Source organism: Vibrio sp. R11-SG3-ISO9 (genome assembly GCF_059834255.1).
The window spans coordinates 70,659-94,102 of sequence record NZ_JCBDGU010000024.1; the positions used below are offsets into that span (position 1 = coordinate 70,659).

Annotated in this window: 19 protein-coding genes and 10 tRNA genes; 27 read left to right on the forward strand and 2 right to left on the reverse strand. The window is 46.4% G+C overall.

Annotation, left to right across the window (positions count from 1 at the left end; translation table 11 throughout):
• The first annotated feature begins 255 nt into the window (after positions 1-255).
• The 22 genes from alaS (at position 256) to luxS (ending at position 17,196) form a co-directional block, all read left to right on the forward strand.
• Positions 256-2,838 (forward strand): alanine--tRNA ligase, encoded by a 2,583-nt coding sequence (alaS, locus tag AC6R05_RS07255; RefSeq protein WP_500647010.1) that lies wholly within the window; start codon positions 256-258, stop codon positions 2,836-2,838.
• A gap of 219 nt (positions 2,839-3,057) precedes the next feature.
• Entirely contained in the window at positions 3,058-4,239 is a 1,182-nt protein-coding gene (locus tag AC6R05_RS07260) for an aspartate kinase (RefSeq protein WP_500647015.1), read from the forward strand.
• Positions 4,240-4,331: 92 nt separating this feature from the next.
• Entirely contained in the window at positions 4,332-4,529 is a 198-nt protein-coding gene (gene csrA, locus AC6R05_RS07265; RefSeq protein ID WP_004415691.1) for a carbon storage regulator CsrA, read from the forward strand.
• Positions 4,530-4,962: 433 nt separating this feature from the next.
• Positions 4,963-5,055 (forward strand) — tRNA-Ser (locus AC6R05_RS07270).
• A gap of 42 nt (positions 5,056-5,097) precedes the next feature.
• Positions 5,098-5,174 (forward strand) — tRNA-Arg (locus AC6R05_RS07275).
• A 42-nt stretch (positions 5,175-5,216) separates the two neighbouring features.
• A tRNA-Ser gene (locus tag AC6R05_RS07280) sits at positions 5,217-5,309 on the forward strand.
• Positions 5,310-5,398: 89 nt separating this feature from the next.
• A tRNA-Arg gene (locus AC6R05_RS07285) sits at positions 5,399-5,475 on the forward strand.
• A 56-nt stretch (positions 5,476-5,531) separates the two neighbouring features.
• A tRNA-Arg gene (locus AC6R05_RS07290) sits at positions 5,532-5,608 on the forward strand.
• Between the two features lie 82 nt (positions 5,609-5,690).
• A tRNA-Arg gene (locus AC6R05_RS07295) sits at positions 5,691-5,767 on the forward strand.
• A gap of 57 nt (positions 5,768-5,824) precedes the next feature.
• Positions 5,825-5,901: transfer RNA gene (locus AC6R05_RS07300), tRNA-Arg, on the forward strand.
• A gap of 58 nt (positions 5,902-5,959) precedes the next feature.
• A tRNA-Arg gene (locus tag AC6R05_RS07305) sits at positions 5,960-6,036 on the forward strand.
• Positions 6,037-6,093: 57 nt separating this feature from the next.
• Positions 6,094-6,170: transfer RNA gene (locus AC6R05_RS07310), tRNA-Arg, on the forward strand.
• A 67-nt stretch (positions 6,171-6,237) separates the two neighbouring features.
• A tRNA-Arg gene (locus AC6R05_RS07315) sits at positions 6,238-6,314 on the forward strand.
• 374 nt (positions 6,315-6,688) lie between these two features.
• The gene (locus AC6R05_RS07320) at positions 6,689-6,946 is read left to right on the forward strand and encodes an oxaloacetate decarboxylase subunit gamma (RefSeq protein ID WP_032549775.1); all 258 of its coding nucleotides are present in this window, start codon (positions 6,689-6,691) and stop codon (positions 6,944-6,946) included.
• Positions 6,947-6,978: 32 nt separating this feature from the next.
• Entirely contained in the window at positions 6,979-8,766 is a 1,788-nt protein-coding gene (gene oadA, locus AC6R05_RS07325; RefSeq protein ID WP_150869268.1) for a sodium-extruding oxaloacetate decarboxylase subunit alpha, read from the forward strand.
• A gap of 9 nt (positions 8,767-8,775) precedes the next feature.
• Positions 8,776-9,906, forward strand: a complete 1,131-nt coding sequence (locus AC6R05_RS07330) for a sodium ion-translocating decarboxylase subunit beta (RefSeq protein WP_032549773.1) — start codon at positions 8,776-8,778, stop codon at positions 9,904-9,906.
• Between the two features lie 154 nt (positions 9,907-10,060).
• A complete protein-coding gene (locus AC6R05_RS07335; RefSeq protein ID WP_500647011.1) occupies positions 10,061-11,011 on the forward strand; it encodes an NADP-dependent oxidoreductase in 951 nt (316 codons plus the stop codon).
• Positions 11,005-11,466 (forward strand): YqaA family protein, encoded by a 462-nt coding sequence (locus tag AC6R05_RS07340; protein WP_032549771.1) that lies wholly within the window; start codon positions 11,005-11,007, stop codon positions 11,464-11,466. The genes AC6R05_RS07335 and AC6R05_RS07340 overlap by 7 nt, the downstream gene beginning before the upstream one ends.
• A 9-nt stretch (positions 11,467-11,475) precedes the next feature.
• Positions 11,476-14,334, forward strand: a complete 2,859-nt coding sequence (locus tag AC6R05_RS07345; protein WP_500647012.1) for a M16 family metallopeptidase — start codon at positions 11,476-11,478, stop codon at positions 14,332-14,334.
• Positions 14,335-14,433: 99 nt separating this feature from the next.
• Positions 14,434-16,002: a glutamate--cysteine ligase gene (gshA, locus tag AC6R05_RS07350; protein WP_032549769.1), complete on the forward strand. Its 1,569-nt coding sequence runs from the start codon at positions 14,434-14,436 to the stop codon at positions 16,000-16,002.
• Positions 16,003-16,072: 70 nt separating this feature from the next.
• Positions 16,073-16,654: a transglycosylase SLT domain-containing protein gene (locus AC6R05_RS07355; RefSeq protein ID WP_152469568.1), complete on the forward strand. Its 582-nt coding sequence runs from the start codon at positions 16,073-16,075 to the stop codon at positions 16,652-16,654.
• Positions 16,655-16,677: 23 nt separating this feature from the next.
• Positions 16,678-17,196, forward strand: a complete 519-nt coding sequence (gene luxS, locus AC6R05_RS07360; protein ID WP_500647013.1) for an S-ribosylhomocysteine lyase — start codon at positions 16,678-16,680, stop codon at positions 17,194-17,196.
• Between the two features lie 111 nt (positions 17,197-17,307).
• On the opposite strand, the gene AC6R05_RS07365 is transcribed toward luxS, so the two are convergent.
• Both AC6R05_RS07365 and AC6R05_RS07370 read right to left on the reverse strand, forming a co-directional pair.
• Positions 17,308-18,597: an HlyC/CorC family transporter gene (locus AC6R05_RS07365; protein ID WP_285403515.1), complete on the reverse strand. Its 1,290-nt coding sequence runs from the start codon at positions 18,595-18,597 to the stop codon at positions 17,308-17,310.
• 126 nt (positions 18,598-18,723) lie between these two features.
• Positions 18,724-19,518 carry a cytochrome C assembly family protein gene (locus AC6R05_RS07370; protein WP_032549763.1) on the reverse strand — a complete coding sequence of 265 codons (795 nt, stop codon included), beginning with the start codon at positions 19,516-19,518 and terminating at the stop codon, positions 18,724-18,726.
• A 200-nt stretch (positions 19,519-19,718) separates the two neighbouring features.
• Between AC6R05_RS07370 and ffh the strand changes: the two genes are divergently transcribed.
• The 5 genes from ffh to rplS all read left to right on the forward strand — a co-directional run bounded on the left by ffh (position 19,719) and on the right by rplS (position 23,385).
• Complete coding sequence (gene ffh, locus AC6R05_RS07375; protein ID WP_032549761.1) at positions 19,719-21,110, forward strand: signal recognition particle protein; 1,392 nt, start codon at positions 19,719-19,721, stop codon at positions 21,108-21,110.
• A 262-nt stretch (positions 21,111-21,372) separates the two neighbouring features.
• Complete coding sequence (gene rpsP / locus AC6R05_RS07380) at positions 21,373-21,621, forward strand: 30S ribosomal protein S16 (protein ID WP_004410028.1); 249 nt, start codon at positions 21,373-21,375, stop codon at positions 21,619-21,621.
• A gap of 28 nt (positions 21,622-21,649) precedes the next feature.
• On the forward strand, positions 21,650-22,204 hold the full coding sequence (rimM, locus tag AC6R05_RS07385; RefSeq protein WP_032549760.1) for a ribosome maturation factor RimM: 555 nt from the start codon (positions 21,650-21,652) through the stop codon (positions 22,202-22,204).
• A 27-nt stretch (positions 22,205-22,231) separates the two neighbouring features.
• Positions 22,232-22,972: a tRNA (guanosine(37)-N1)-methyltransferase TrmD gene (gene trmD, locus AC6R05_RS07390; protein ID WP_150869263.1), complete on the forward strand. Its 741-nt coding sequence runs from the start codon at positions 22,232-22,234 to the stop codon at positions 22,970-22,972.
• Positions 22,973-23,031: 59 nt separating this feature from the next.
• Positions 23,032-23,385: a 50S ribosomal protein L19 gene (gene rplS, locus AC6R05_RS07395; RefSeq protein WP_032549758.1), complete on the forward strand. Its 354-nt coding sequence runs from the start codon at positions 23,032-23,034 to the stop codon at positions 23,383-23,385.
• Positions 23,386-23,444 lie beyond the last annotated feature (59 nt).

The following is a 23,444-nucleotide window of genomic DNA, read 5'->3' on the forward strand; positions in this document are numbered from 1 at the left end:
TATTAACCTCAAGGCTTATGGTCTTGAGGTTTTTTCATTTAATGGGTTGGTTAATCGACTCTATTTTTATTGTCGAGCTTAAGCATGTCGCTGCGTTATTTTCTACGCCGTTTGATGGCAATGACTCTCGATTTTGAATAATTCCCACCAAAATTCCATCCTAACGGTTCTTTTGTACAAGAAAACTAGTCGAAGCCTTAACCATGATCTACAATACGGCAAAATTCTAACTCGACTATTTTCAGGAAGAGCTGCATGTACATGAGCACTGATGAGGTTCGCAACGCGTTCCTTAAGTTCTTTGAGAGCAAAGGACACCAAATCGTAGACAGTTCATCGTTAGTTCCACATAACGATCCAACCCTGCTATTCACTAACGCAGGTATGAACCAATTCAAAGATTGTTTCTTAGGCGCCGAAAAGCGTGCCTACACTCGAGCGACTACGGCTCAACGTTGTGTACGTGCTGGCGGTAAACACAATGACCTTGAAAACGTAGGTTTCACGGCTCGTCACCACACATTCTTTGAAATGCTTGGTAACTTCAGCTTTGGTGACTACTTCAAAGAAGACGCGATTGCGTTTGCTTGGGAATTCCTAACAGAAACTCTACAACTGCCAAAAGATCGTCTGTTGGTAACGGTATACGAGACAGATGACGAAGCATTCGATATCTGGAACAAGAAAGTAGGCGTACCTGCTGACCGTATCGTTCGCATCGGCGACAAAGAAGGCGGTAAACAGTTCGAGTCTGACAACTTCTGGACAATGGGTGACACAGGTCCTTGTGGTCCATGTACTGAAATCTTCTACGATCACGGTGAACACATCTGGGGAGGCCGTCCAGGCACTCCTGAAGAAGATGGTGACCGTTTCATCGAGATCTGGAACAACGTATTCATGCAGTTCAACCGTCACGCAGACGGCACAATGGAACCGCTACCTAAGCCTGCTGTTGATACAGGTATGGGTATTGAGCGTATCTCTGCAATCATGCAAGGCGTACACTCAAACTACGAGATCGACGTATTCCAAAAGCTAATCAAAGCAACGGCTGAAACGATCGGTTACGAAGACCTATCAAATCAATCGCTACGCGTTATTGCTGACCACATCCGTTCTTGTTCATTCCTGATCGCTGACGGCGTTATGCCTTCAAATGAAGGTCGTGGTTACGTTCTACGTCGTATCATCCGTCGTGCAGTTCGTCACGGTAACAAGCTTGGCGCACAAGGCGTATTCTTCCACAAACTTGTGGGTGTACTGGCCGAAGTTATGGGCTCAGCAGCAGACGAGCTGAAGAAGCAACAAGAGCTTGTTGAAAAAGTACTTCGCATCGAAGAGGAAAACTTTGGTCGTACACTAGAGCGCGGCATGGTTATCCTGAACGAAGCACTAGACGCACTTGAAGGCAAAGAGCTAGACGGCGAAACAGTATTCAAACTATACGATACCTACGGCTTCCCAGCTGACTTAACCAATGATGTAGCTCGTGAGCGCGACTTCACAATTGATGAAGAAGGCTTCGAGAAAGCGATGGAAGTTCAGCGTCAGCGTGCACGTGAAGCGGGCCAATTCGGCACTGACTACAACGCGACGATTAAAGTTGAAACCAACACTGAATTCTGTGGTTACACAGGTACAGAAGGTGCTGGCGAAATCTCTGCACTGTTCGTTGAGGGCGAAGAGGTTGCTTCTCTGTCTGCGGGCGATAAAGCAATCATCATCCTTGAAGAGACGCCATTCTACGCGGAATCAGGCGGTCAATGTGGTGATACTGGTACGCTAAAAACTGCGTCTGGTCTGTTCAAAGTTGAAGACACTCAAAAGCTAGGTAACGCATTTGCACACCACGGTGAACTGGTTGAAGGTGTATTCGCTAAAGGCGATAAAGTAGAAGCAACCGTAGATGCTGAGCGTCGTGCTGCTATCTCTCTGAACCACTCTGCGACTCACTTACTTCACGCTGCCCTGCGCGAAGTTCTTGGTGAGCACGTAGCTCAAAAAGGTTCTTTGGTTAAGCCAGACAACCTACGTTTTGATTTCTCTAACCTTGAAGCGGTAACACCAGCACAACTTAAAGAAGTTGAGCGTCTAGTTAACGCACAAGTTCGTAAGAACCATGTGATTGAAACCAACATCATGGACATCGAATCAGCGAAAGCGAAAGGTGCAATGGCACTGTTCGGTGAGAAGTACGATGATGAAGTTCGCGTACTGTCTATGGGTGAGTTCTCTACTGAGCTTTGTGGTGGTATCCACGCTTCAAACACGGGTGACATTGGCCTGTTCAAGATCACTTCTGAAGGTGGTATCGCAGCGGGTATCCGTCGTATCGAAGCGGTAACGGGTGAAGCAGCACTCGATGCTATCGAAGAGCAACAAGCGAAATACGAAGAGAAGATCGCTGAATCTGCTTCTAAGGCGAAAGCTCTAGAGAAAGAGATTCAGAAGCTAAAAGAGAAGATGGCTGCATCTGAAAGTGCAAACATCATGGGTAAAGCGCAAGAAATCAACGGCGTGAAAGTTCTGATCGCTGGTATGGAAGGTGCGGATCCTAAGAACCTACGTACTATGGTTGATAACGCTAAGAACCAAATGGGTAGCGGCGTTGTGATGTTGGCTAACATCAACGGTGACAAGATTGGTCTTATCGCTGGTGTAACTAAAGACCTTATCGGCAAAGTAAAAGCGGGTGACCTAGTGAAGATGGTTGCTGAGCAAGTTGGCGGTAAAGGTGGTGGTCGTCCTGACATGGCGCAAGCAGGTGGTACAGATGTATCAGCTCTGCCTGAAGCGATGAAGTCAGTTCAACCATGGCTAGAAGAGCGCCTATAAAACTTATCTCTTGATTCAAAGATGCCCAATCACCCGATTGGGCATCTTTTATTTTGTATCATCGATAATTGCTCAAATTTGTAGATTTCATTGAAATTAGCCAAGAGGCCGAGAGCCTATTCCGACCTCTTGGGTAATTTTTATGACTTCGCTATGACGCGAAGTGTGTTGTTTTGTCATATATAGACATTGGTCTTGGGAAGGTGAGGACGGGTGAAAATGCCTCTTATCGTGCAAAAATTTGGTGGAACGTCAGTGGGCTCTATCGAGAGAATCCACTCAGTTGCAGAGAAAATCATTGAAGCAAAAAACGACGGGAATCAAGTCGTGGTGGTGGTCTCTGCAATGTCAGGAGAAACAAACCGATTAGTTGATTTAGCCAATCAGATAGATTGCGTACCAAACGCGAGGGAATTGGATGTCTTATTGACAGCCGGTGAACAGGTCTCGATGGCTCTATTAGCAATGACGTTACACAAATTGGGCTATGAAGCGACATCGATGACAGGTTATCAAGCCAAGATTCACACCGACTCAAACCACAATAACGCAGCGATCACTCATATCGATACCACTCCGATTGAAGCCTTGCTTGAACAAGGGCAGATCGTGATTGTGGCCGGCTTTCAGGGCGTCAATCATAAAGGTGATATCACAACTCTGGGGCGTGGCGGATCGGACACCAGTGCTGTTGCGCTAGCGGGAGCACTCGATGCCCAAGAATGTCAGATCTATACTGATGTTGATGGTGTCTACTCTTGTGACCCGAGAGTGGTTAAGGATTCCATACGCCTACCTCAACTGGATTTCCCTTCGATGGAAGAGATGGCGCGCTGCGGAGCTAAGGTTTTGCACCTACCGTGCGTTCAATTTGCATGGAAGCATCAAGTGCCACTGCGAGTGTTATCAAGCTTTGAGAAGGGTGAGGGCACCTTAATTTCAGGTGAAGAGTGTTTGAATGACATTTCTGGCATCGCCATTCAGAAAGATATGGTGTTGATAGAATGCGCATTAGAAGAGCTGTCGTCTCTCATATCACAAGCGCAACTGCTTGGTATCGAAGTGTGTAGTGTGATCGAGGAAACAGAACGAGCAGCAGTGGTGATTAAACGCGACGCAAGTACGAAATTAAAGCTAGTTTTTGCTGAAAAAATCCGTAATAGTGAACAAGTTAGTTTGTTAACTGTAGTAGGTAGTCGAACACAAGATATTGTGGTCAGTTCACATGGATTGTTGTCTGAAGGCGAGGTTGATGTACAGCATCACTTATTGCAGCAGCAGTCTTTAACCCTGGTGGTTTCTCCCGACCAGGTCGATACAGCTGCTAACATACTACACAAAGCATACATTGTAGCGCGTGAAACACAGGGTTATCTTAAAAAAGAAGTGCATTTTGGTTAAATAAACTCATTCGATAGTTTACGAAAATATAACTTTTGGTGGATAATGCTCTCGTAGCTAGATAAATTTAGAGATTACTCAAGGAGCAAAGAATGCTAATTTTGACTCGCCGCGTTGGCGAAACACTGATGATTGGTGATGAAGTAACAGTGACTGTACTGGGCGTTAAAGGTAACCAAGTACGTATTGGTGTTAATGCACCTAAAGAAGTATCTGTTCACCGTGAAGAGATCTACATGCGCATTCAAGCTGAAAAAGGTAATGGTAACGTTGCATCTGGCAACTACTAATACTTTCGCGTAGAAAAAGGGCTAGCACTGTTGCTAGCCTTTTTTGATCTTGGTGTTTAAACCAAGAATAGGTGATAGCGATAGTGAGTAGTTGAAACATTTGCTGCAATTCCGCTTTCATCGATAAACACTATAGCTGTGTCACGAGTTTGTCTTTTTTCTTGCATTCACATGTAGCGAAATTTTTAGGCTCGTAGTATGGTTGCTTATGCACTGACAATGTCATTGTTGAAAATTAGATAACTTAATTCAGCTCGTAATCTTGCTAATCTTTCACCTTAATTTTTAAGGGAAAAAGAGCCTTTTGATACTAATAAGTTCAAATAGCAAGCGCTTTGATTAAATTGCAAACGGTTGAGTGTTTTTATCCATTTTTTTTCAATAAAGTGTTTGACATATTTTCGGTAAAACGTAATATGTGCCTCCGCAAGACGGTGAGGTGGCCGAGAGGCCGAAGGCGCTCCCCTGCTAAGGGAGTATGTGGTTTGTAGCTGCATCGAGGGTTCGAATCCCTCCCTCACCGCCATTTCTTGCGAGTCTAAACATAGCAAGTTAGACAACAATATGTGCGCTCTTAGCTCAGCTGGATAGAGTACCTGGCTACGAACCAGGCGGTCGGAGGTTCGAATCCTCCAGAGCGCGCCATTATCTCTCTTATCATAAGATAGGTGTGATAATAATGAATTAGGTGAGGTGGCCGAGTGGCCGAAGGCGCTCCCCTGCTAAGGGAGTATGTGGTTTGTAGCTGCATCGAGGGTTCGAATCCCTCCCTCACCGCCATTCATTACAGGCCGATGGCCTTTTTTTTGTTTCGTTGTAAGCAAAGTGTGATATATTTCACAACTTCATTCGAAAGAGTGAAACACCGTGCGCTCTTAGCTCAGCTGGATAGAGTACCTGGCTACGAACCAGGCGGTCGGAGGTTCGAATCCTCCAGAGCGCGCCACTATTTAGGGTTTCTTAGTGAACTCCTGATATTGGAATACCGATATCGAAAACCGTGCGTCCTTAGCTCAGCTGGATAGAGTACCTGGCTACGAACCAGGCGGTCGGAGGTTCGAATCCTCCAGGACGCGCCACTTATTCTAGGGCTTTCTTTCTTAATAGAATGAGAATCCTGATATTGATTATTATGCCTTTGGCAATTAATATCGAAACCGTGCGCTCTTAGCTCAGCTGGATAGAGTACCTGGCTACGAACCAGGCGGTCGGAGGTTCGAATCCTCCAGAGCGCGCCACTATTTAGGGTTTCCTAGTGAACTCCTGATGTTGGTAATGCCGATATCAAAAACCGTGCGTCCTTAGCTCAGCTGGATAGAGTACCTGGCTACGAACCAGGCGGTCGGAGGTTCGAATCCTCCAGGACGCGCCACTATTTAAGGGTTTCCTAGTGAATTCCTGATATTGGTAATGCTGATATCAAAAACTGTGCGCTCTTAGCTCAGCTGGATAGAGTACCTGGCTACGAACCAGGCGGTCGGAGGTTCGAATCCTCCAGAGCGCGCCACTATTTAGGGCTTCCTAGTGAACTCCTGATGTTGGTATCACCGATATCGAAAACCGTGCGTCCTTAGCTCAGCTGGATAGAGTACCTGGCTACGAACCAGGCGGTCGGAGGTTCGAATCCTCCAGGACGCGCCACTATTTAAAGGCTTCCTCTTTTATGAGCATGGAATCCTAGTATTGACTTTAGTTGATACAAAACCGCGCGCTCTTAGCTCAGCTGGATAGAGTACCTGGCTACGAACCAGGCGGTCGGAGGTTCGAATCCTCCAGAGCGCGCCACTATTCAAAGAAAGCCTCGTTTATACGAGGTTTTTTTTCGTCTCAAGCTTTTATTGTTAATTAAATGTTAACATTTAATTTTCTCTAACTTGTTGTATTTATTGTAGTTAGTTATATCTAACTACTTATTCCACCTTGCTCATATCATTTCCAGAAAAAATCTTAATTAAGTCGCAGTTTATTCACCTAAAAATCATTAATTTGTCAGATTTATGTGATCTGTATGGCGAATAATTAACCTGATCTGTGTGTTATCCGTAACACAGCCTTAAACAAAATTGACAAACTTTTACCAATCGAGATAATCCATGGGTCGGGATCATTATTCGCTGAAATCCTGCACACATGTCAGGATGACAAAGAAAGGAAGCAACATGACTAATATAGGAAGCCTGCTAGGAGATGCGGCAACCCTAATGGTGACAGGTATGTCTGTCGTCTTTATCTTCTTAACTATTCTCGTTTATCTCGTTCGGTTAATGTCGAAACTGGTACCAGAAGAAGTACCCGAGCCGATCGCTGCACCAAAAACAATTCAAAAATCACAATCAACCCCTTCTGCTGTTAGTCCACAGGTTGTGGCAGCAATATCGTCCGCGGTTCATCAATACCGTGTATCGACTGCTAAGTAGCAATTAAAAAGGATTAAAAGGAGTTAATGAGCATGTCTAAACCACTAGCTATCACAGACGTGGTACTTCGTGACGCCCATCAGTCACTATTTGCTACAAGAATGCGTATCGAGGATATGCTGCCAATCGCAGCTGAACTGGATAAAGTTGGATACTGGTCACTTGAAACATGGGGCGGGGCAACCTTCGATTCATGTATTCGTTTCTTGGGCGAAGACCCATGGGAGCGTCTGCGTGAGCTGAAAAAAGCGATGCCAAACACCCCAATGCAAATGCTACTTCGTGGTCAAAACCTTTTAGGCTACCGTCATTATGCAGACGACGTGGTAGAGAAATTTGTAGAGCGTGCACACAAGAACGGGATGGATGTATTCCGTATTTTTGATGCAATGAATGACGTACGTAACTTTGAGAAAGCGGTAAAAGCAACGGTTGATGTTGGCGCACACGCTCAAGGCACGCTGTCGTACACCACAAGCCCAGTGCACAACGCAGATACTTGGGTTGATCTTGCTAAGCGATTAGAAGATCTAGGCTGTCACTCGCTTTGTATCAAAGATATGTCAGGCCTACTCAAGCCTTATGAAGCAGAAGAACTGATCACACGTATTAAAGCATCGTGTGATGTTCCTCTAGCACTACACAGCCACGCTACAACGGGTCTATCAACGGCAACTGCTGTGAAAGCGGTTGAAGCGGGTATCGATATTCTAGATACCGCTATCTCTTCAATGAGCTGTACGTACGGCCACACACCAACAGAAACGGTTGTTGCTATGCTGGAAGGCACTGAGCGTGCAACTGGCCTTAAGCTTGACCAAATTGAACCGATCGCTGCTTACTTCCGCGAAGTTCGTAAGAAGTACGCGAAGTGGGAAGGTCAATTGAAGGGTGTCGACTCACGTATCCTGATTGCTCAAGTACCAGGCGGTATGTTGACGAACATGGAAGGTCAGCTGAAAGAGCAAGGCGCTGCGGATCGCATGGATGAAGTTCTGGAAGAAATCCCACGCGTACGTAAAGAGCTGGGTTACATTCCTTTGGTAACACCAACTTCTCAAATCGTGGGTACGCAAGCGGTAATCAACGTTCTAACGGGTGAACGCTACAAGAGCATCACGAAAGAAACAGCGGGTCTTTTGAAAGGCGAATACGGTCAAGCGCCTGCTGAGCTGGATGCTGAACTGCAAGCGAAAGTACTAGACGGTGCTGAGCCAATTACATGTCGTCCTGCTGATCTGCTTAAGTCAGAAATGGATGATCTCACTACTGATTTGTTAGAAAAGGCGAAAGCAGAAGGTATTTCTCTGGCTGAAGATACGGTCGATGATGTGCTGACTTACGCGCTTTTCCCACAAGTTGGTCTTAAGTTCCTGAAGAATCGTCACAACCCTGAAGCCTTCGAGCCTGCACCAGGTACTGAAGTTGAAGCTCCTGCAGCAGCAACTCCTGCGCCAGCCGCGGGTGGCATTGAAAGCTACAGCGTGAAAGTAGATGGTCAAGTATACGATGTTGAAGTCGGCCCTCAAGGTCAACTGACATCAGTATCACCTGCAGCACAACCTGCTCAGCAAAGTGCACCAGCGGCAGCCCCTGCGGCATCGAACGCGGAATCTGTACCAGCACCACTGGCTGGTAACATCTTTAAAGTCAACGTACAGCCGGGTGCTCAAGTAGCAGAAGGTGACGTTCTATTGATCCTAGAAGCGATGAAGATGGAGACAGAAGTTCGTGCAGCGCGTGGTGGTATCGTGCAAGAGCTAAATGTTAAAGAAGGCGATGCAGTTACTGTAGGCGCTCCACTACTAAGCTTGGCGTAAGGGAGTACCATGGAAGGATTGATGACCTTATGGTCTGAAACGGGTATTGCTAACTTTGAGTTTGGCCAGATCTGCATGATGTTGGTTGGCTGCTTACTGTTGTTCTTGGCAATTCGTAAAGGATTTGAACCCCTACTACTGCTACCGATTGGTTTCGGTGCAGTATTGGCAAACATTCCTAATGCTGGCTTCACTGAGCCGGGTGGTCTGCTGTACTACGTTTACTACATCGGGATTGAAACGGGCATCTTCCCGCTTCTGATCTTTATGGGCGTTGGTGCTATGACTGACTTCGGTGCGTTGATCGCTAACCCGAAAACATTGTGGCTTGGCGCGGCAGCGCAGTTTGGTATCTTTGCAACGCTATTCGGTGCGATCTTGTTGAACTACGTACCTGGTATGGAGTTCTCGATGGCGGATGCTTCGTCTATCGCGATCATTGGTGGTGCAGATGGCCCAACGGCAATCTTCTTAGCCAGCCAGTTGTCTCCGGATCTATTGGGTGCGATTGCGGTTGCAGCATACAGTTATATGGCGCTTGTACCAATTATCCAGCCGCCAATCATGAAGGCACTGACATCTCCAGAAGAGCGTAAGATTCAGATGGCTCAGCTGCGACACGTGAGTAAGGGTGAGAAGATCCTTTTCCCGCTTGCTGTACTGCTGATGACGATTCTGTTCTTACCATCGGCAACGCCGCTAGTAGGTATGTTCTGTCTAGGTAACCTGATGCGTGAAGCTGGTGTGGTCGATCGTCTATCGAAGACAGCTCAAAACGAGTTGATCAACGTTGTGACTATCTTCCTTGGCCTAGGTGTCGGCTCTAAGCTACAAGCAGATACCTTCTTGAACCTAGAGACACTTGGTATTCTTGGTCTAGGTGCTGTTGCATTCAGTATCGGTACTGCGGGTGGTGTGTTAATGGCGAAGCTATTGAACAAGCTATCTAAAGAAGATATCAACCCTCTTATTGGCGCGGCGGGTGTCTCTGCTGTACCAATGGCGGCACGTGTAGTGAACAAGGTTGGCCTAGAGGCTAACCCACAAAACTTCCTACTAATGCATGCTATGGGGCCAAACGTTGCGGGCGTACTGGGAAGTGCGGTAGCGGCAGGTATCTTGTTGGCTCTAGTGGGTTAAGCAGGTTACATCTTGCCAAGCGGTTGAGTTAATTGGTGGTTAATTTTCAAACCAGTGGTTAACTTAGCCTAACAAAATGGTTTATAGTCGAAGGGATGCTAGTGCATCCCTTTCTTTTATTCGTTAGGTTTTAACTAATTAGGGACGTGTTGAAATGGAAAATAAACAGATAGCGATTACCGAGTTTGGCGGGGTAGAAAACCTTGTGCTTCAGACCAGTGCGATACCAGAACCTCAAGAGGGTGAGGTAGTGGTTAAGGTTGCGTTCTCTGGCGTTAACCCAATTGATGTTAAAACCCGTGCGGGATTAGGTTGGGCTGCTGCACAGAACAAAGATAATCTTCCTTGGGTTCCTGGCTACGACATTTCGGGTCAAGTGATTGCTTGTGGTGAGTCGGCAGAGCGCTTCTCTGTTGGCGCTAATGTCGCTGGATTTATTGGGTTTCCGCTTCAAGGTGGCGGCTATAGCCAATATGTTGCGGTACCAGAGAGTGCTTTGAGTGCTGTACCTGACGCAGTGACTCTAGAAGCTGCAGCAGCACTGCCATTGGCTAGCCAAACGGCTGCACAGGCGCTAAACAAAGCAGAAGTGAAAGAGGGCGACCGCGTTCTGATATTGGCTGGTGCAGGTGGTGTTGGTCACCTAGCGGTGCAGATTGCCGTCGCAGCGAAAGCTGAAGTTTACACCACATGTAGCGAAGCAAACCTCGACTACCTTGCCACACTTGGTGCTCATGCTATCAACTATCAGTTTGCTCCTGCGTCAGAGCGAGTGTCTGACGTGGATGTTCTGATTGACCTTGTTGGTGGCGACACGGCGCTTGATGCACTTAAGTGTCTCAAAGACGGCGCTCGAGTGGTCACAGTACCAACGCTATCGGCAGAGCTAATCTGTGAAAAGGCTCAGCTGTTAGGCTTTACGGCAAGCGGCATGTTGGTTGAGCCACAACCTGAGCAGATGGATACCATGCTATACATGGTGAGTGTTGGTCTCTTAAAGACAGAAGTGCAACGTATCTTCCCTATAGAGGAAGCACAAGCGGCGCACTTACAGGTTGAAACTGGTCATACACGAGGCAAAGTTCTACTGGATATGAAGTGTTAGAATCATTTAATTCACTGTTTGAAGCCATAGCGCTGTGGTTCTCTGATTCCGCGCTATGGGTACTGTTCATTAGTGGCTTTCTCAGTGCCACATTGTTACCCGGAGGTTCAGAAGCCAGTCTTATTGCCGCTTTGAGCCTCAACCAATTCTCAACGTTCTCGATTATTTTGGTCTCCACTGTAGGTAACACCCTAGGTGGATTAACTAACTATTGGATTGGTTTATGGTTGCCTAATCGAACTCAATCCGAGAAGCATGGTCATAAAGCTATATCTTGGTTGCGTCGTTATGGTTATTGGACCCTATTATTCAGCTGGTTGCCCGTGATCGGTGACCCATTATGTCTGGCTGCGGGTTGGCTTCGAATGAAGTTCTTACCAAGTTTGATATTGATTGCGATCGGCAAAGCATTGCGATACAGCTTATTGGCTGGCATCTATTTCGGTTTTTTCTAAGGAGAACCTATGAAGAAGGTTTTACTGGGTACATTTTCTCTTATTGCCCTTGCAGGGTGTTCTCATCAAGTACCTAGCTCAACTTCCCTGTTTTCTTCCCTGCCAGAAGGCATCACGCTTGTTGATGAGGTGAAACCTTCTAGCGATAAAGTTGTGATTCCATACACCAAGTATCAGTTGGAGAATGGTTTAACTGTCATCCTTTCACCGGATGATTCTGATCCCTTGGTACATGTTGACGTGACTTACCATGTCGGCTCTGCGCGAGAAGAGATAGGTAAATCCGGTTTCGCCCATTTCTTTGAACATATGATGTTTCAGGGCTCTGAGAACGTAGGTGACCAAGAGCACTTTAAGATCATCACGGAAGCGGGTGGTACCTTAAACGGCACCACCAATCGAGACCGAACCAACTACTTTGAAACCGTGCCATCAAACCAACTAGAGAAAATGCTGTGGTTGGAATCTGATCGTATGGGATTTTTGCTGAATGCGGTTTCTCAACGAAAATTTGAGATTCAGCGAGATACGGTGAAAAACGAGCGCGCTCAAACCTACGAAAACCGTCCTTATGGCTTAATGTGGGAACGCATGGGAGAAGCGCTCTACCCTGAAGGTCACCCATATTCGTGGCAACCAATTGGTTATGTTGAAGATCTTGACCGCGTTGATGTTAATGATCTTAAAGCCTTCTTTCTTCGTTGGTATGGCCCAAACAATGCGGTACTGACTATCGGTGGTGACATTGATGTAGAAGACACACTTGAGTGGGTGAACAAGTACTTTGGCCCGATCCCTAAAGGGCCAGAAGTTGAGAAAGCTGAGAAGCAACCAGCAGTCCTAACGGAAGACAAATACATTACGCTTGAAGACAACATTCGCCAGCCAATGGTTTTAGTCGGTTGGCCAACGACTTATCGTGGTGAAGAAACACAGGCGACATTGAATGCCTTGTCTAATGTTCTTGGTAAAGGGACCAACAGCTACTTGTATCAAAACCTAGTCAAGACTCAGAAAGCGGTCAGCGCGGGTTCGTTCCATGATTGTGGCGAGCTTGCATGTACACTTTATGTTTATGCGATGGGCGACTCGGGTAAGAAGGGCGACCTGACCGTATTGAACCAAGCACTATTGGACACGCTAGATAAGTTCTCTAAAGAGGGCGTGACTCAAGAGCGCCTTGACCAAATTACCGGTATGGCAGAAGCCAATGCGGTGTTTGCGCTGCAAAGTGTTCGCGGCAAGGTATCGCAACTCGCTTCGAATGAAACCTTCTACGGGCAGCCAGATCGTATTGAGTCACAACTAGAACAAATTCGAGCTGTGACCCCAGAGAGCGTAACCCAAGCTTATAAAGATTTTGTCCAAGATAAGCATAAAGTGACGTTAAGCGTTGTTCCTCGCCGTCAGCTTGATTTAGCTGTGCGTGAAGCGACATTTGTGACGCCACCTCGCACGCTACCTGAATATACCAAAGTAACTGAAGACCAGTTGGAGTTTAGAAAAGCGCCTAATACCTTTGATCGCAGTGTGATGCCAGAGGTCACTTTTGGTGTTACCGCTACCATGCCCGAATTGTATCGCGTCCACTACGCCAATGGTGGTGAGCTGATTGGTACCGTGACGACAGAAACACCAACGGTACAACTTCAATTCCAGCTGCCAGCCGGTGAGCGTTACGTGGCAAAAGGTCAGGAAGGTTTAGCTAACCTAACCGCAGCTATGATGGAAGAGGGTTCAACGCAGCGCTCAGTTGAAGAGTTGCAAGCGACACTCGATAAGCTGGGCAGCAGTGTCAGTATCAGTGCGGGCAGTTATACCACCGATATCTCAGTATCATCGCTTGAGAAGAATCTAGCGCAGACACTGGCGATTGTGGAAGAGGTGCTGTTCTCTCCTAAGTTCGATGAACAAGACTTCGAACGAGTGAAAAGACAGATGCTAGAGGGTGTAGTGTATCAACATCAACAACCGAGCTGGATGGCATCCCAGGCCACACGTGAAGTGTTGTTTGGTGATAGCCTGTTTGCCCGTTCAAGTGATGGTACTGAAGAGTCTCTGAAGTCATTAACACTGGATGATGTAAAACAGTTTTACAATCAGCACTATACTCCTGAAGGGGCGAATATTGTTATTGTAGGCGACATCTCGAAAAGAGAGGCTGAAAAGCAGCTAAACTTCTTTAAAGAGTGGCAAGGCGATGCGGCTCCACTGACGCGTCCGCAGGTCATTACGCCGTTGGAAGGCCAACATCTGTACTTGGTCGACAAGCCAAATGCGCCACAAAGCATTGTTCGTTTGGTGCGTAAAGGTCTACCTTTTGACGCGACTGGAGAGCAGTATTTAGCTCAATTGGCGAACTTCAACCTTGCAGGTAACTTCAATAGCCGAGTGAATCAGAACCTACGTGAAGACAAAGGCTATACCTACGGGGCCAGCGGCTACTTCGCAAGTAATCGTGAAACAGGGGCGGTGGTATTTAGTGCTCAAGTTCGTGCAAATGCGACAGTTGCCTCTATTCAAGAGTTCGTTAATGAGCTCAATGAGTTTAGCCAGAGTGGATTAACTGATGAAGAGGTGAAATTTATGCGCCTCGCAGTCGGTCAACAAGATGCACTCAAATACGAAACACCAAGCCAGAAAGCGGGACTGCTAAGTAACATCGTGACCTTAGGTCTTGATGAAGACTACCTTAAGCAGCGCAACGAGATAGTCGACAACGTCTCTAAAGAGCAGCTTAATGAGCTCGCTAAACGCTGGTTTGATCCGAATGATTATCAAATTATTGTCGTGGGTGATGCAGCTTCACTGCGTCCACAACTAGAAAAGTTAGATATTCCCATAGAAGAGCTTGAAATCATTCGTTAGAGTACACATTAATGGGGGAGAAAAGAGAGAAGCTGTTTTTCTCTCCCAACCAATTATGATAGTTCTAATCAGAACGATATAAGATAAGTGAACTGAATTTTGACTGATTTTGCTGCGCGACTGAAGCAAGTTGCAACCAACCCAAAGACCTTTTCTCAGTTTGGTCGTGGTGTTGAGAGGGAAACGCTCCGCTACAAGGAAGATGGTCGTCTAGCGACTGGTCCTCACCCTGAAGCTTTAGGTTCTGCGTTAACCAACGAGTGGGTAACGACGGACTTTTCTGAATCGTTACTCGAATTCATTACGCCGGTCTCGAATGACGTTCCGACATTGCTGAACCAGTTATCAGACATTCACCATTTTACTCAAACCAAGTTAAATGGCGAAAAGCTATGGCCACTGTCTATGCCTTGTTACGTAGGTAGCGAGGATGACATTCAGCTGGCTCAATATGGCACGTCGAACACGGGTAAGATGAAGACTCTATACCGTGAAGGTTTAAAGCGCCGTTACGGTAGCCTGATGCAGATCATCTCAGGGGTTCACTTTAATTTCTCGTTCCCAGAAAGCTTCTGGGATAGCTTGTTTGGTGAGCAAACTGAACAAGAGCGTAGCGATGCTAAATCGGATGCGTACTTCGGTTTGATTCGTAACTACTACCGTTTTGGTTGGTTGATCCCATATTTCTTCGGTGCGTCACCAGCTCTATGCTCTTCATTCATCAAAGGCCGTGAAACCAAGCTACCGTTTGAACAGCTAGGTGGCACCTTGTATCTGCCAAAAGCAACGGCACTGCGCCTAAGCGACCTTGGCTACACCAACAGCGCGCAAAGTGTGCTTAAGATTGGTTTCAACAGCCTAGACCAATACCTTGAAGGGCTGAACAAAGCGATTCGTACACCATCACAAGAGTTTGCTGAAATCGGCATTAAGGTCGACGATGAATACCGTCAACTGAACAGCAACGTTCTGCAAATTGAAAATGAACTGTACGCACCAATTCGTCCTAAACGTGTGGCGAAAAGTGGGGAAAAACCGTCTGAAGCGCTAGCGCGCGGCGGTGTTGAGTACATTGAAGTTCGTTCATTGGATGTTAACCCGTTCAGCTCAATTGGTATCACTGAGCAGCAGGTTCGCTTCCTAGACCTATTCCTAACTTGGAGTGTTCTATCTGAGTCTGCTGAGATGGACAACTGTGAACTTGAGTGCTGGCGTGACAACTGGAACAAGGTGATCCTTGAAGGTCGCCAAGTGGGTCTTGAGCTGCAAATCGGTTGCCACGGCGAGAAACTGTCGCTGCAAGATTGGGCGAAGCGCGTGTTTAAAGATCTTCGTGTGATTGCTGAATTGATGGATGCTGAGCAAGGTGGCCGTGCTTACCAAGAGACATGCGACACCCTAGAAGCTTGGATTGATAATCCAGAACTGACGATCTCTGGCCAACTACTAGAAGAGACTAAGAAGCACGGCGGTTTAGGCAAGGTTGGCTGTGAGCTAGGTAAAGAGTACGCTCAGAAGCACCGTGATCACCAATACCAAGTCTACTCAGCAGAGCTGATGGAATCTGAGGTTGCACGTTCAGTGATGGCGCAGAAGCAGGTCGAAGAGGCGAGTACTCAAGACTTTGATAGCTTCTTAGCTGATTACTTCTCGTACCTTAAAGCATAGCGAGTTTGTGGTGGAAAGGATTCAAGCCGTATCAAGTAACAAGCGTCGTCAGCTGCTATCTTGGGTCACTATGGGTGTTGCTGTTAGCCTCTTAGCTGGTTGTGCGACCCCTCCGCCTAAGAAGCAAGACAACCTGTGTAGTATCTTTCGAGAGAACCCGTCTTGGTATGACGATGCCGTCGATATGCAAGAAGAGTGGGGCACGCCAATTAATGTAGCGATGGCGTTTGTGAAACAAGAGAGTAGCTTTCGTCACGATGCCCGCCCACCGAAAGATTACCTGCTAGGCTTTATCCCATGGGGACATGTCAGCAGCGCTTATGGTTATGCTCAGGCGCAAGACCCTGCTTGGCAAGACTTTCAGAAAGCGACAGGACATGGTGGCTCTCGAACGAATTTTGATGACTCACTAATGTTCATCGGCTGGTACACCAATGAAACGCGTCGTCAATTAGGGCTCTCTCTTTGGGACCCATACAATCAGTATTTGGCTTATCACGAAGGTCGTGGTGGCTACAAACGTAAAACCTATAACAGCAAGCCGTCATTAATTAAGGTGGCGCGCAAAGTTGAGAAGCAAGCGAAAGATTATGGTTGGCAACTGAAACAGTGCCGCCAAGAACTGGAAGACAACCGGAGTTGGTTTTTCTAAACCGACCGTCATGGAGAAAAAGAATGCCTTTATTAGATAGTTTTACTGTGGATCACACACGCATGAATGCACCTGCAGTACGTGTGGCTAAAACGATGCAGACTCCTAAGGGAGATACGATCACAGTATTTGATTTACGTTTTACTGCACCCAATAAAGATATCCTGTCAGAGAAAGGAATTCACACTCTTGAGCACCTTTACGCTGGCTTTATGCGTGCACACCTAAATGGTGAGCAAGTTGAAATCATCGATATCTCACCAATGGGTTGTCGTACGGGTTTCTACATGAGCCTGATTGGTACGCCTTCAGAGCAGCAAGTCGCTGATGCTTGGTTAGCAGCAATGGCTGACGTGCTGAAAGTTGAGAGCCAAAACAAGATTCCTGAGCTGAATGAATACCAGTGTGGCACAGCAGCGATGCACTCTCTAGAAGAAGCAAAAGAGATTGCTAAGGCTATTCTAGATACTGGTATCTCAGTGAATAAGAATGATGAGCTGGCGCTACCAGAATCTATGCTTAAAGAGCTGAAGGTAGACTAAGTTCATTTCATCGTTCGTGAATTAAAAAAGCCCTGTTCTGAACTGACCCCATAAGGGTAAAGTTGAACAGGGCTTTTTGTTTGTCTGCTACATTGTGTTTATCGAGTGACACTATGTATTAAAGCTGGTGGTCTCTTGCAGTATTTGAGGGAAAACGCGAACCAGTTTAATTCTGTTCTCTTCTAGCTCCACAATCTCCATTGGGTGACGCGCAACTTGAACACTTAGGTGGCTTTCTGGAATGTCTTCTAGGTGCTCTAGGATTAAACCGTTGAGCGTTCTTGGACCATCGGTCGGCAAACTCCACTGAAGCCCTTTGTTGATGTCTCGAATATTAGCGCTGCCTTCAATCAGGAAGCTACCGTCGCTTTGCGGTGTGATCTCTTCCGACAGGCTCGGTGCAATCGAGGTTGTAAACTCACCAACAATCTCTTCCAAGATATCTTCTAGTGTCACAAGGCCATTGATATCGCCATACTCATCGACAATCAAACCGATACGTTGCTTATTGCGTTGGAACTTTAGAAGCTGAATATTGAGTGGTGTTGCTTCAGGAATAAAGTACACCTCATCAGCTGCGCGCAGCAGTGTCTCTTTGTTGAATTCATTTTTTTCTAGCATCAAGCGGTACGCTTCACGCAATCTCAACATCCCCACCACTTCATCGATTTGATCGCGGTACAGCACGATGCGGCCATGAGGGGAGTGAGTCAGCTGTCGAACGATCGACTTCCAGTCATCATTGATATCGATGCCTGTGATCTCGTTGCGTGGCACCATGATGTCATTTACCGTGACGTGCTCTAAATCGAGAATAGACACCAACATATCTTGGTGGCGCTGTGGAATCAGAGTACCTGCTTCATTCACCACCGTTCTTAATTCTTCAGAGCTGAGGTGGTCTGTAGCATCGTGATCCGCTTTTACGCCGATGATGCGGATAAAACCGTTAGTGATGAAGTTAACCAGCATGACAAGTGGCGAAAGCACCTTCATTAGTATCGTTAGTACAATACTGCTGGCGTAAGAGACGCGCTCAGGGTAAAGAGAGGCTATGGTCTTTGGGGTTACTTCAGCAAACACCAGAACCACTAAGGTTAAGGCACCGGTTGCGATTGCCACACCAAGGTCGCCATAAATACGCATACCTAAGATAGTAGCGATGGCTGAAGCGAGAATATTAACGAGGTTGTTACCGATAAGGATAAGACCGATAAGGCGGTCAGGTCGGCTTAAGAGTTTTTCTACACGACGCGCACCCTTATGACCCGATTGGGATAGGTGTTTCAAACGGTAGCGGTTCAGGGACATCATGCCCGTTTCAGAACCAGAGAAATAACCAGAAATTACAATGAGACACGCGAGTAGCGCAAATAAGATACCCGTAGATATGTCGTCCAAAACTATTACTTTCCTAAATTTGTATCTTGATTAATTTATGACCGATGCAGGTCGAGATGTCAACTGAATGTAAAGTATGCCATACATTAAAGGCAAGGTGTGTACCTTGCCTTTTATATCGAACTATTAATTCAGGATGATTTCTTGAACAAAGCGACTACCGAAGTAGGCCAGTGTTAGTAAGGTCGCACCCGCTAGCGCAAACCAAGTTACCTTCTGGCCGCGCCAACCTTTTTTGTAATGACCCCAAAGCAGTATTGAGTAGATCACCCAAGCGATAAAAGAGAGCACCGCTTTGTGTGCTTTACCTTGAGCGAACATGTCTTGAACAAAAATAAAGCCAGTAAGAAGCGTACCCGTAAGCAGGCCGTTGCCGATAAGAATAATCTTGAACAGCTGTCTTTCAACCATCATAAGTGGTGGTAGGTTTGGGTTGATGACCAGTGCCTTTTTCTTCTTAAGCTTGTAATCGAGCCACGCCAGTTGCATCGCATACAGAGCACCGATGGTCAGAGTTGCGTACGAGAACAGTGCCAATGAAATATGCATGAGCAGTTTAGGGTCGTTCTCTAGGTGCTTAATAAAGGTGCTTGGGAGAAATGCAGCGGCCAACAGGTTTAGAGCCGCAAAGCTGTACACTACAGGGAGAATAAACCAGAGGCGGTTTTTAAGCATTGCTCCACTCATTACCAACGAGATAATAAAGCTGATCAATGAGGCAACATTGAGAATACTGAGGTTTTGACCGCCGGCGTTAAAGATTAAGTCGCCCAGCAACCACGCATGAAAAGCGATAGCAAGAAACGCGCTCACCAGTACCGTTTTGGCACGGATTCCTGTTTGGTGTACAAGACCTGGGATGATCGTGGATATAGCCATTGTGTATAGAAAGGCTGCTGCGATCGCAATTAGACTGTCCATGGTATCCATTTAAATGATTACTAATTCGCGAATTATACCCTGCATCGCCCTTTTGGGCTATGGTGAACCTCACTCATTTATTAGTGAACAGCGCCCTATATCACACACCGTCATTATTAACCGCTGACAACGGGTGTGACTCTATTCCACGCTAATGTATACTCTCGGTAATAGTCGCAGGATTGAGCGAAGAGAAAACTATGTTTGATAATTTAACGGATCGTCTATCCAAAACGCTGAAGAATATCAGCGGTAAAGGTCGTCTGACCGAAGACAACATCAAGGATACCCTACGTGAAGTACGTATGGCGCTACTGGAAGCCGACGTTGCACTGCCGGTTGTCCGTGATTTCGTAAAGCGCGTTAAAGAAGGCGCAGTAGGTGTTGAGGTATCTAAATCTCTAACTCCTGGCCAAGAATTTATTAAGATCGTTCAGGCTGAGCTTGAAGCGGTAATGGGTGAGTCGAATGAGGCTCTTAACCTTGCTGCGCAGCCGCCAGCAGTTATCTTGATGGCTGGTCTACAAGGTGCGGGTAAAACTACATCGGTAGGTAAGCTATCTAAGCTACTAACTGAGCGTGACAAAAAGAAAGTATTAGTGGTTTCTGCCGACGTTTATCGTCCGGCGGCGATCAAACAGCTTGAAACATTAGCTGCAGATGTAGGTGTGGATTTCTTCCCGTCTTCTGCAGATCAAAAGCCTATCGACATTGCGAATGCAGCAATTGACCACGCGAAGAAGAAATTCTACGACGTGCTACTTGTCGATACTGCGGGTCGTTTAGCCATCGATGAAGAGATGATGGGCGAGATCCAAGAGCTTCACACTGCGATTAACCCAGTTGAGACGCTGTTTGTTGTTGATGCAATGACAGGTCAAGATGCGGCGAATACAGCGAAAGCCTTTGGTGATGCACTACCGCTAACTGGTGTGATCCTAACTAAGGTTGATGGTGATGCACGTGGTGGTGCGGCGCTTTCTGTTCGTCATATCACAGGTAAGCCAATCAAGTTCTTGGGTGTGGGCGAGAAAACCGACGCGCTAGAACCATTCCACCCAGATCGTGTTGCTTCTCGTATCCTAGGTATGGGTGACGTTCTGTCTCTTATCGAAGATCTACAGAAGAACGTAGACCAAGATAAAGCAGAGAAGCTGGCTAAGAAGTTCAAAGAGAAAAAAGGTTTCGACCTTGAAGACTTCCGCGAGCAGCTAGGTCAAATGCAAAACATGGGCGGCATGATGGGCATGATGGATAAGCTTCCAGGCATGTCTCAGCTACCAGACAACGTAAAAGATAAAGTTGATGACAAGATGTTCAAGCAAATGGAAGCGATCATCAACTCTATGACCATGAAAGAGCGTCAGCGCCCTGAGCTTATTAAAGGCTCACGCAAGAAACGTATTGCGGCAGGTTCTGGTACTCAGGTACAAGATGTTAACCGTCTGCTTAAGCAGTTCACCCAGATGCAGAAGATGATGAAGAAAATGCAGAAAGGTGGCATGAAAGGCATGATGCGTAACATGCAAGGTATGATGGGTGGCATGGGCGGTGGCGGCATGGGTGGCGGTTTTAACCCATTCGGCCGTTAAGTCCTTCTTCCTATTAAGTTTGAGCTATCACCACCTAAGTTTGCGTAGTCAGTGAAATGCTCGCTGCGTTACTTTTCAGAGTGTTAGCTCTGTCACAGAAAGTGTACAGAGACTCTGTTGGCGAAAAAATAGCTAAACCCCTTGCATTGCCCCGGAATAAGAGTAAAATTCCGGGGCTTTAATTTGGCACGAGACCCCAAGTTATTTATTGATAAGTAGCTTCTGGGGTTAATTTATTTATTAAGAAAGCAAAGAGGACGACATGGTAACCATTCGTTTGGCACGTCACGGCGCTAAGAAGCGTCCATTCTATCAAATCGTAGTAGCGGACAGCCGCAATGCAGCAACTGGCCGTTTCATCGAGAAAGTAGGTTTCTTTAACCCTACTGCTCAAGGTCAAGAAGAAGGTCTACGTCTAGACCTAGATCGCGTTAACCACTGGGTTGGTCAAGGCGCATCTCTATCTGACCGCGTAGCTAAGCTAGTTAAAGACGCTCAAAAAGCGGCTTAATTTTACTTTAAAGTAGAAGACATAGCTTATGTCGATGAAGGATAAAGAAACGATGAGCAAGCAAGACGAAAAAATTGTTATGGGCAAGTTTGGTGCTACCTATGGCATTCGCGGCTGGCTGAAAGTTTTTTCCTACACAGACAATGCTGAAAGCATATTCGATTACACCCCTTGGTACATTAACCAAAAGGGTAAGTGGGTTGAGTTCAATGTTGAAAGCTGGAAGCGCCATAACAAAGGTATGGTGTGTAAGCTTGAAGGGCTTGAGGTTCGTGAAGAAGCTCATACTCTGACTAACTTTGAAATCGCTGTAGACCCGGCATCACTACCTGAATTGTCAGAAGATGAATTCTACTGGCGTGAATTGTTTGGTATGCAAGTTGTTACCACTAAGGGCTATTCCCTTGGTGAGGTCACTGACCTATTAGAAACTGGCTCAAACGATGTTCTAGTGGTGAAAGCAAATCTTAAAGATGCTTTTGGCCAAAAGGAACGGTTAATCCCGTACCTTGAAGAGCAAGTGATCAAAAAAGTTGATCGCGAAGCTCAACGGATCGAAGTTGACTGGGATCCTGGATTCTAATTCCAAAATTACAGAGCGAGAGAACACATGTGGGTTGGCGTAATTAGCCTTTTTCCTGAAATGTTCCGTTCTGTTACTGATTTTGGAGTAACAGGTCAAGCGGTTAAAAAAGGTCTTTTATCGATTGAGACATGGAATCCTCGAGATTTCACTCACGATAAACATCGCACTGTTGATGACAGACCTTACGGTGGTGGTCCTGGCATGTTAATGATGGTTCAGCCTTTGCGCGACGCTATTCATACTGCCAAGCAAGCATCACCGGGGAAGACGAAAGTTATCTATCTTTCACCTCAAGGTCGCAAGCTCGACCAGAAAGGTGTTGAAGAGCTGGCAACAAATGAGAATTTACTTCTTATCTGTGGTCGCTACGAAGGGGTAGATGAGCGCATCATTCAATCTGAAGTCGACGAAGAATGGTCGATTGGTGATTTTGTGATGACGGGTGGCGAACTGCCAGCCATGACATTAATTGACTCGGTCTCACGGTTTATTCCGGGAGTCCTAGGTGATTTCGCGTCAGCAGAAGAGGATTCTTTTGCAAATGGTTTGCTAGATTGCCCTCACTATACGCGCCCTGAGGTGCTAGACGACAAAGAAGTGCCTTCGGTACTCAAGTCTGGAAACCATAAGGACATTCGTCGCTGGCGATTAAAGCAGTCGCTAGGCCGTACTTGGCTAAGAAGACCAGAACTCCTGGAAAACCTAGCTCTGACTGACGAACAGGAACAATTACTGGCTGAATTCATTAAAGAGCAACGCTCTTAACGAAAAGCAAGCAGTAACCTATTAAATTTAGTATCAGTTTATTCTAGGAATTTATACAAATGAGCAACATCATTAAAGCTCTTGAAGAAGAGCAACTAAAATCAGACCTTCCTAAATTCGCACCAGGTGACACTGTTGTAGTTCAGGTTAAGGTAAAAGAAGGTGACCGTGAGCGTCTACAGGCTTTCGAAGGCGTTGTAATCGCTATTCGTAACCGTGGTCTTCACTCTGCATTCACAGTTCGTAAGATCTCGAACGGTGAAGGTGTTGAGCGTACGTTCCAAACTCACTCTCCAATGGTTGATAGCATTGAAGTTAAACGCCGCGGTGCAGTACGTCGTGCCAAGCTGTACTACCTACGTGAGCGTTCTGGTAAGTCTGCTCGTATTAAAGAGAAGCTTGCTAAGAAGTAATTCTTTTTGCATTCTATCGATAAAAGCGGAGCCATTTGGCTCCGCTTTTTTGTGTGTGT

What these genes read in the sequence shown, in the direction of transcription:
- luxS (WP_500647013.1), top strand. Translation starts at nt 16,678, where the DNA reads ATGCCTTTATTAGATAGTTTTACTGTGGATCACACACGCATGAATGCA.
- AC6R05_RS07370 (WP_032549763.1), bottom strand. Translation starts at nt 19,518, where the DNA reads ATGGACAGTCTAATTGCGATCGCAGCAGCCTTTCTATACACAATGGCT.
- AC6R05_RS07345 (WP_500647012.1), top strand. Translation starts at nt 11,476, where the DNA reads ATGAAGAAGGTTTTACTGGGTACATTTTCTCTTATTGCCCTTGCAGGG.
- trmD (WP_150869263.1), top strand. Translation starts at nt 22,232, where the DNA reads ATGTGGGTTGGCGTAATTAGCCTTTTTCCTGAAATGTTCCGTTCTGTT.
- csrA (WP_004415691.1), top strand. Translation starts at nt 4,332, where the DNA reads ATGCTAATTTTGACTCGCCGCGTTGGCGAAACACTGATGATTGGTGAT.
- rpsP (WP_004410028.1), top strand. Translation starts at nt 21,373, where the DNA reads ATGGTAACCATTCGTTTGGCACGTCACGGCGCTAAGAAGCGTCCATTC.
- AC6R05_RS07320 (WP_032549775.1), top strand. Translation starts at nt 6,689, where the DNA reads ATGACTAATATAGGAAGCCTGCTAGGAGATGCGGCAACCCTAATGGTG.
- AC6R05_RS07260 (WP_500647015.1), top strand. Translation starts at nt 3,058, where the DNA reads ATGCCTCTTATCGTGCAAAAATTTGGTGGAACGTCAGTGGGCTCTATC.
- AC6R05_RS07335 (WP_500647011.1), top strand. Translation starts at nt 10,061, where the DNA reads ATGGAAAATAAACAGATAGCGATTACCGAGTTTGGCGGGGTAGAAAAC.
- AC6R05_RS07330 (WP_032549773.1), top strand. Translation starts at nt 8,776, where the DNA reads ATGGAAGGATTGATGACCTTATGGTCTGAAACGGGTATTGCTAACTTT.
- rplS (WP_032549758.1), top strand. Translation starts at nt 23,032, where the DNA reads ATGAGCAACATCATTAAAGCTCTTGAAGAAGAGCAACTAAAATCAGAC.
- alaS (WP_500647010.1), top strand. Translation starts at nt 256, where the DNA reads ATGTACATGAGCACTGATGAGGTTCGCAACGCGTTCCTTAAGTTCTTT.
- rimM (WP_032549760.1), top strand. Translation starts at nt 21,650, where the DNA reads ATGTCGATGAAGGATAAAGAAACGATGAGCAAGCAAGACGAAAAAATT.
- AC6R05_RS07355 (WP_152469568.1), top strand. Translation starts at nt 16,073, where the DNA reads ATGGGTGTTGCTGTTAGCCTCTTAGCTGGTTGTGCGACCCCTCCGCCT.
- oadA (WP_150869268.1), top strand. Translation starts at nt 6,979, where the DNA reads ATGTCTAAACCACTAGCTATCACAGACGTGGTACTTCGTGACGCCCAT.
- ffh (WP_032549761.1), top strand. Translation starts at nt 19,719, where the DNA reads ATGTTTGATAATTTAACGGATCGTCTATCCAAAACGCTGAAGAATATC.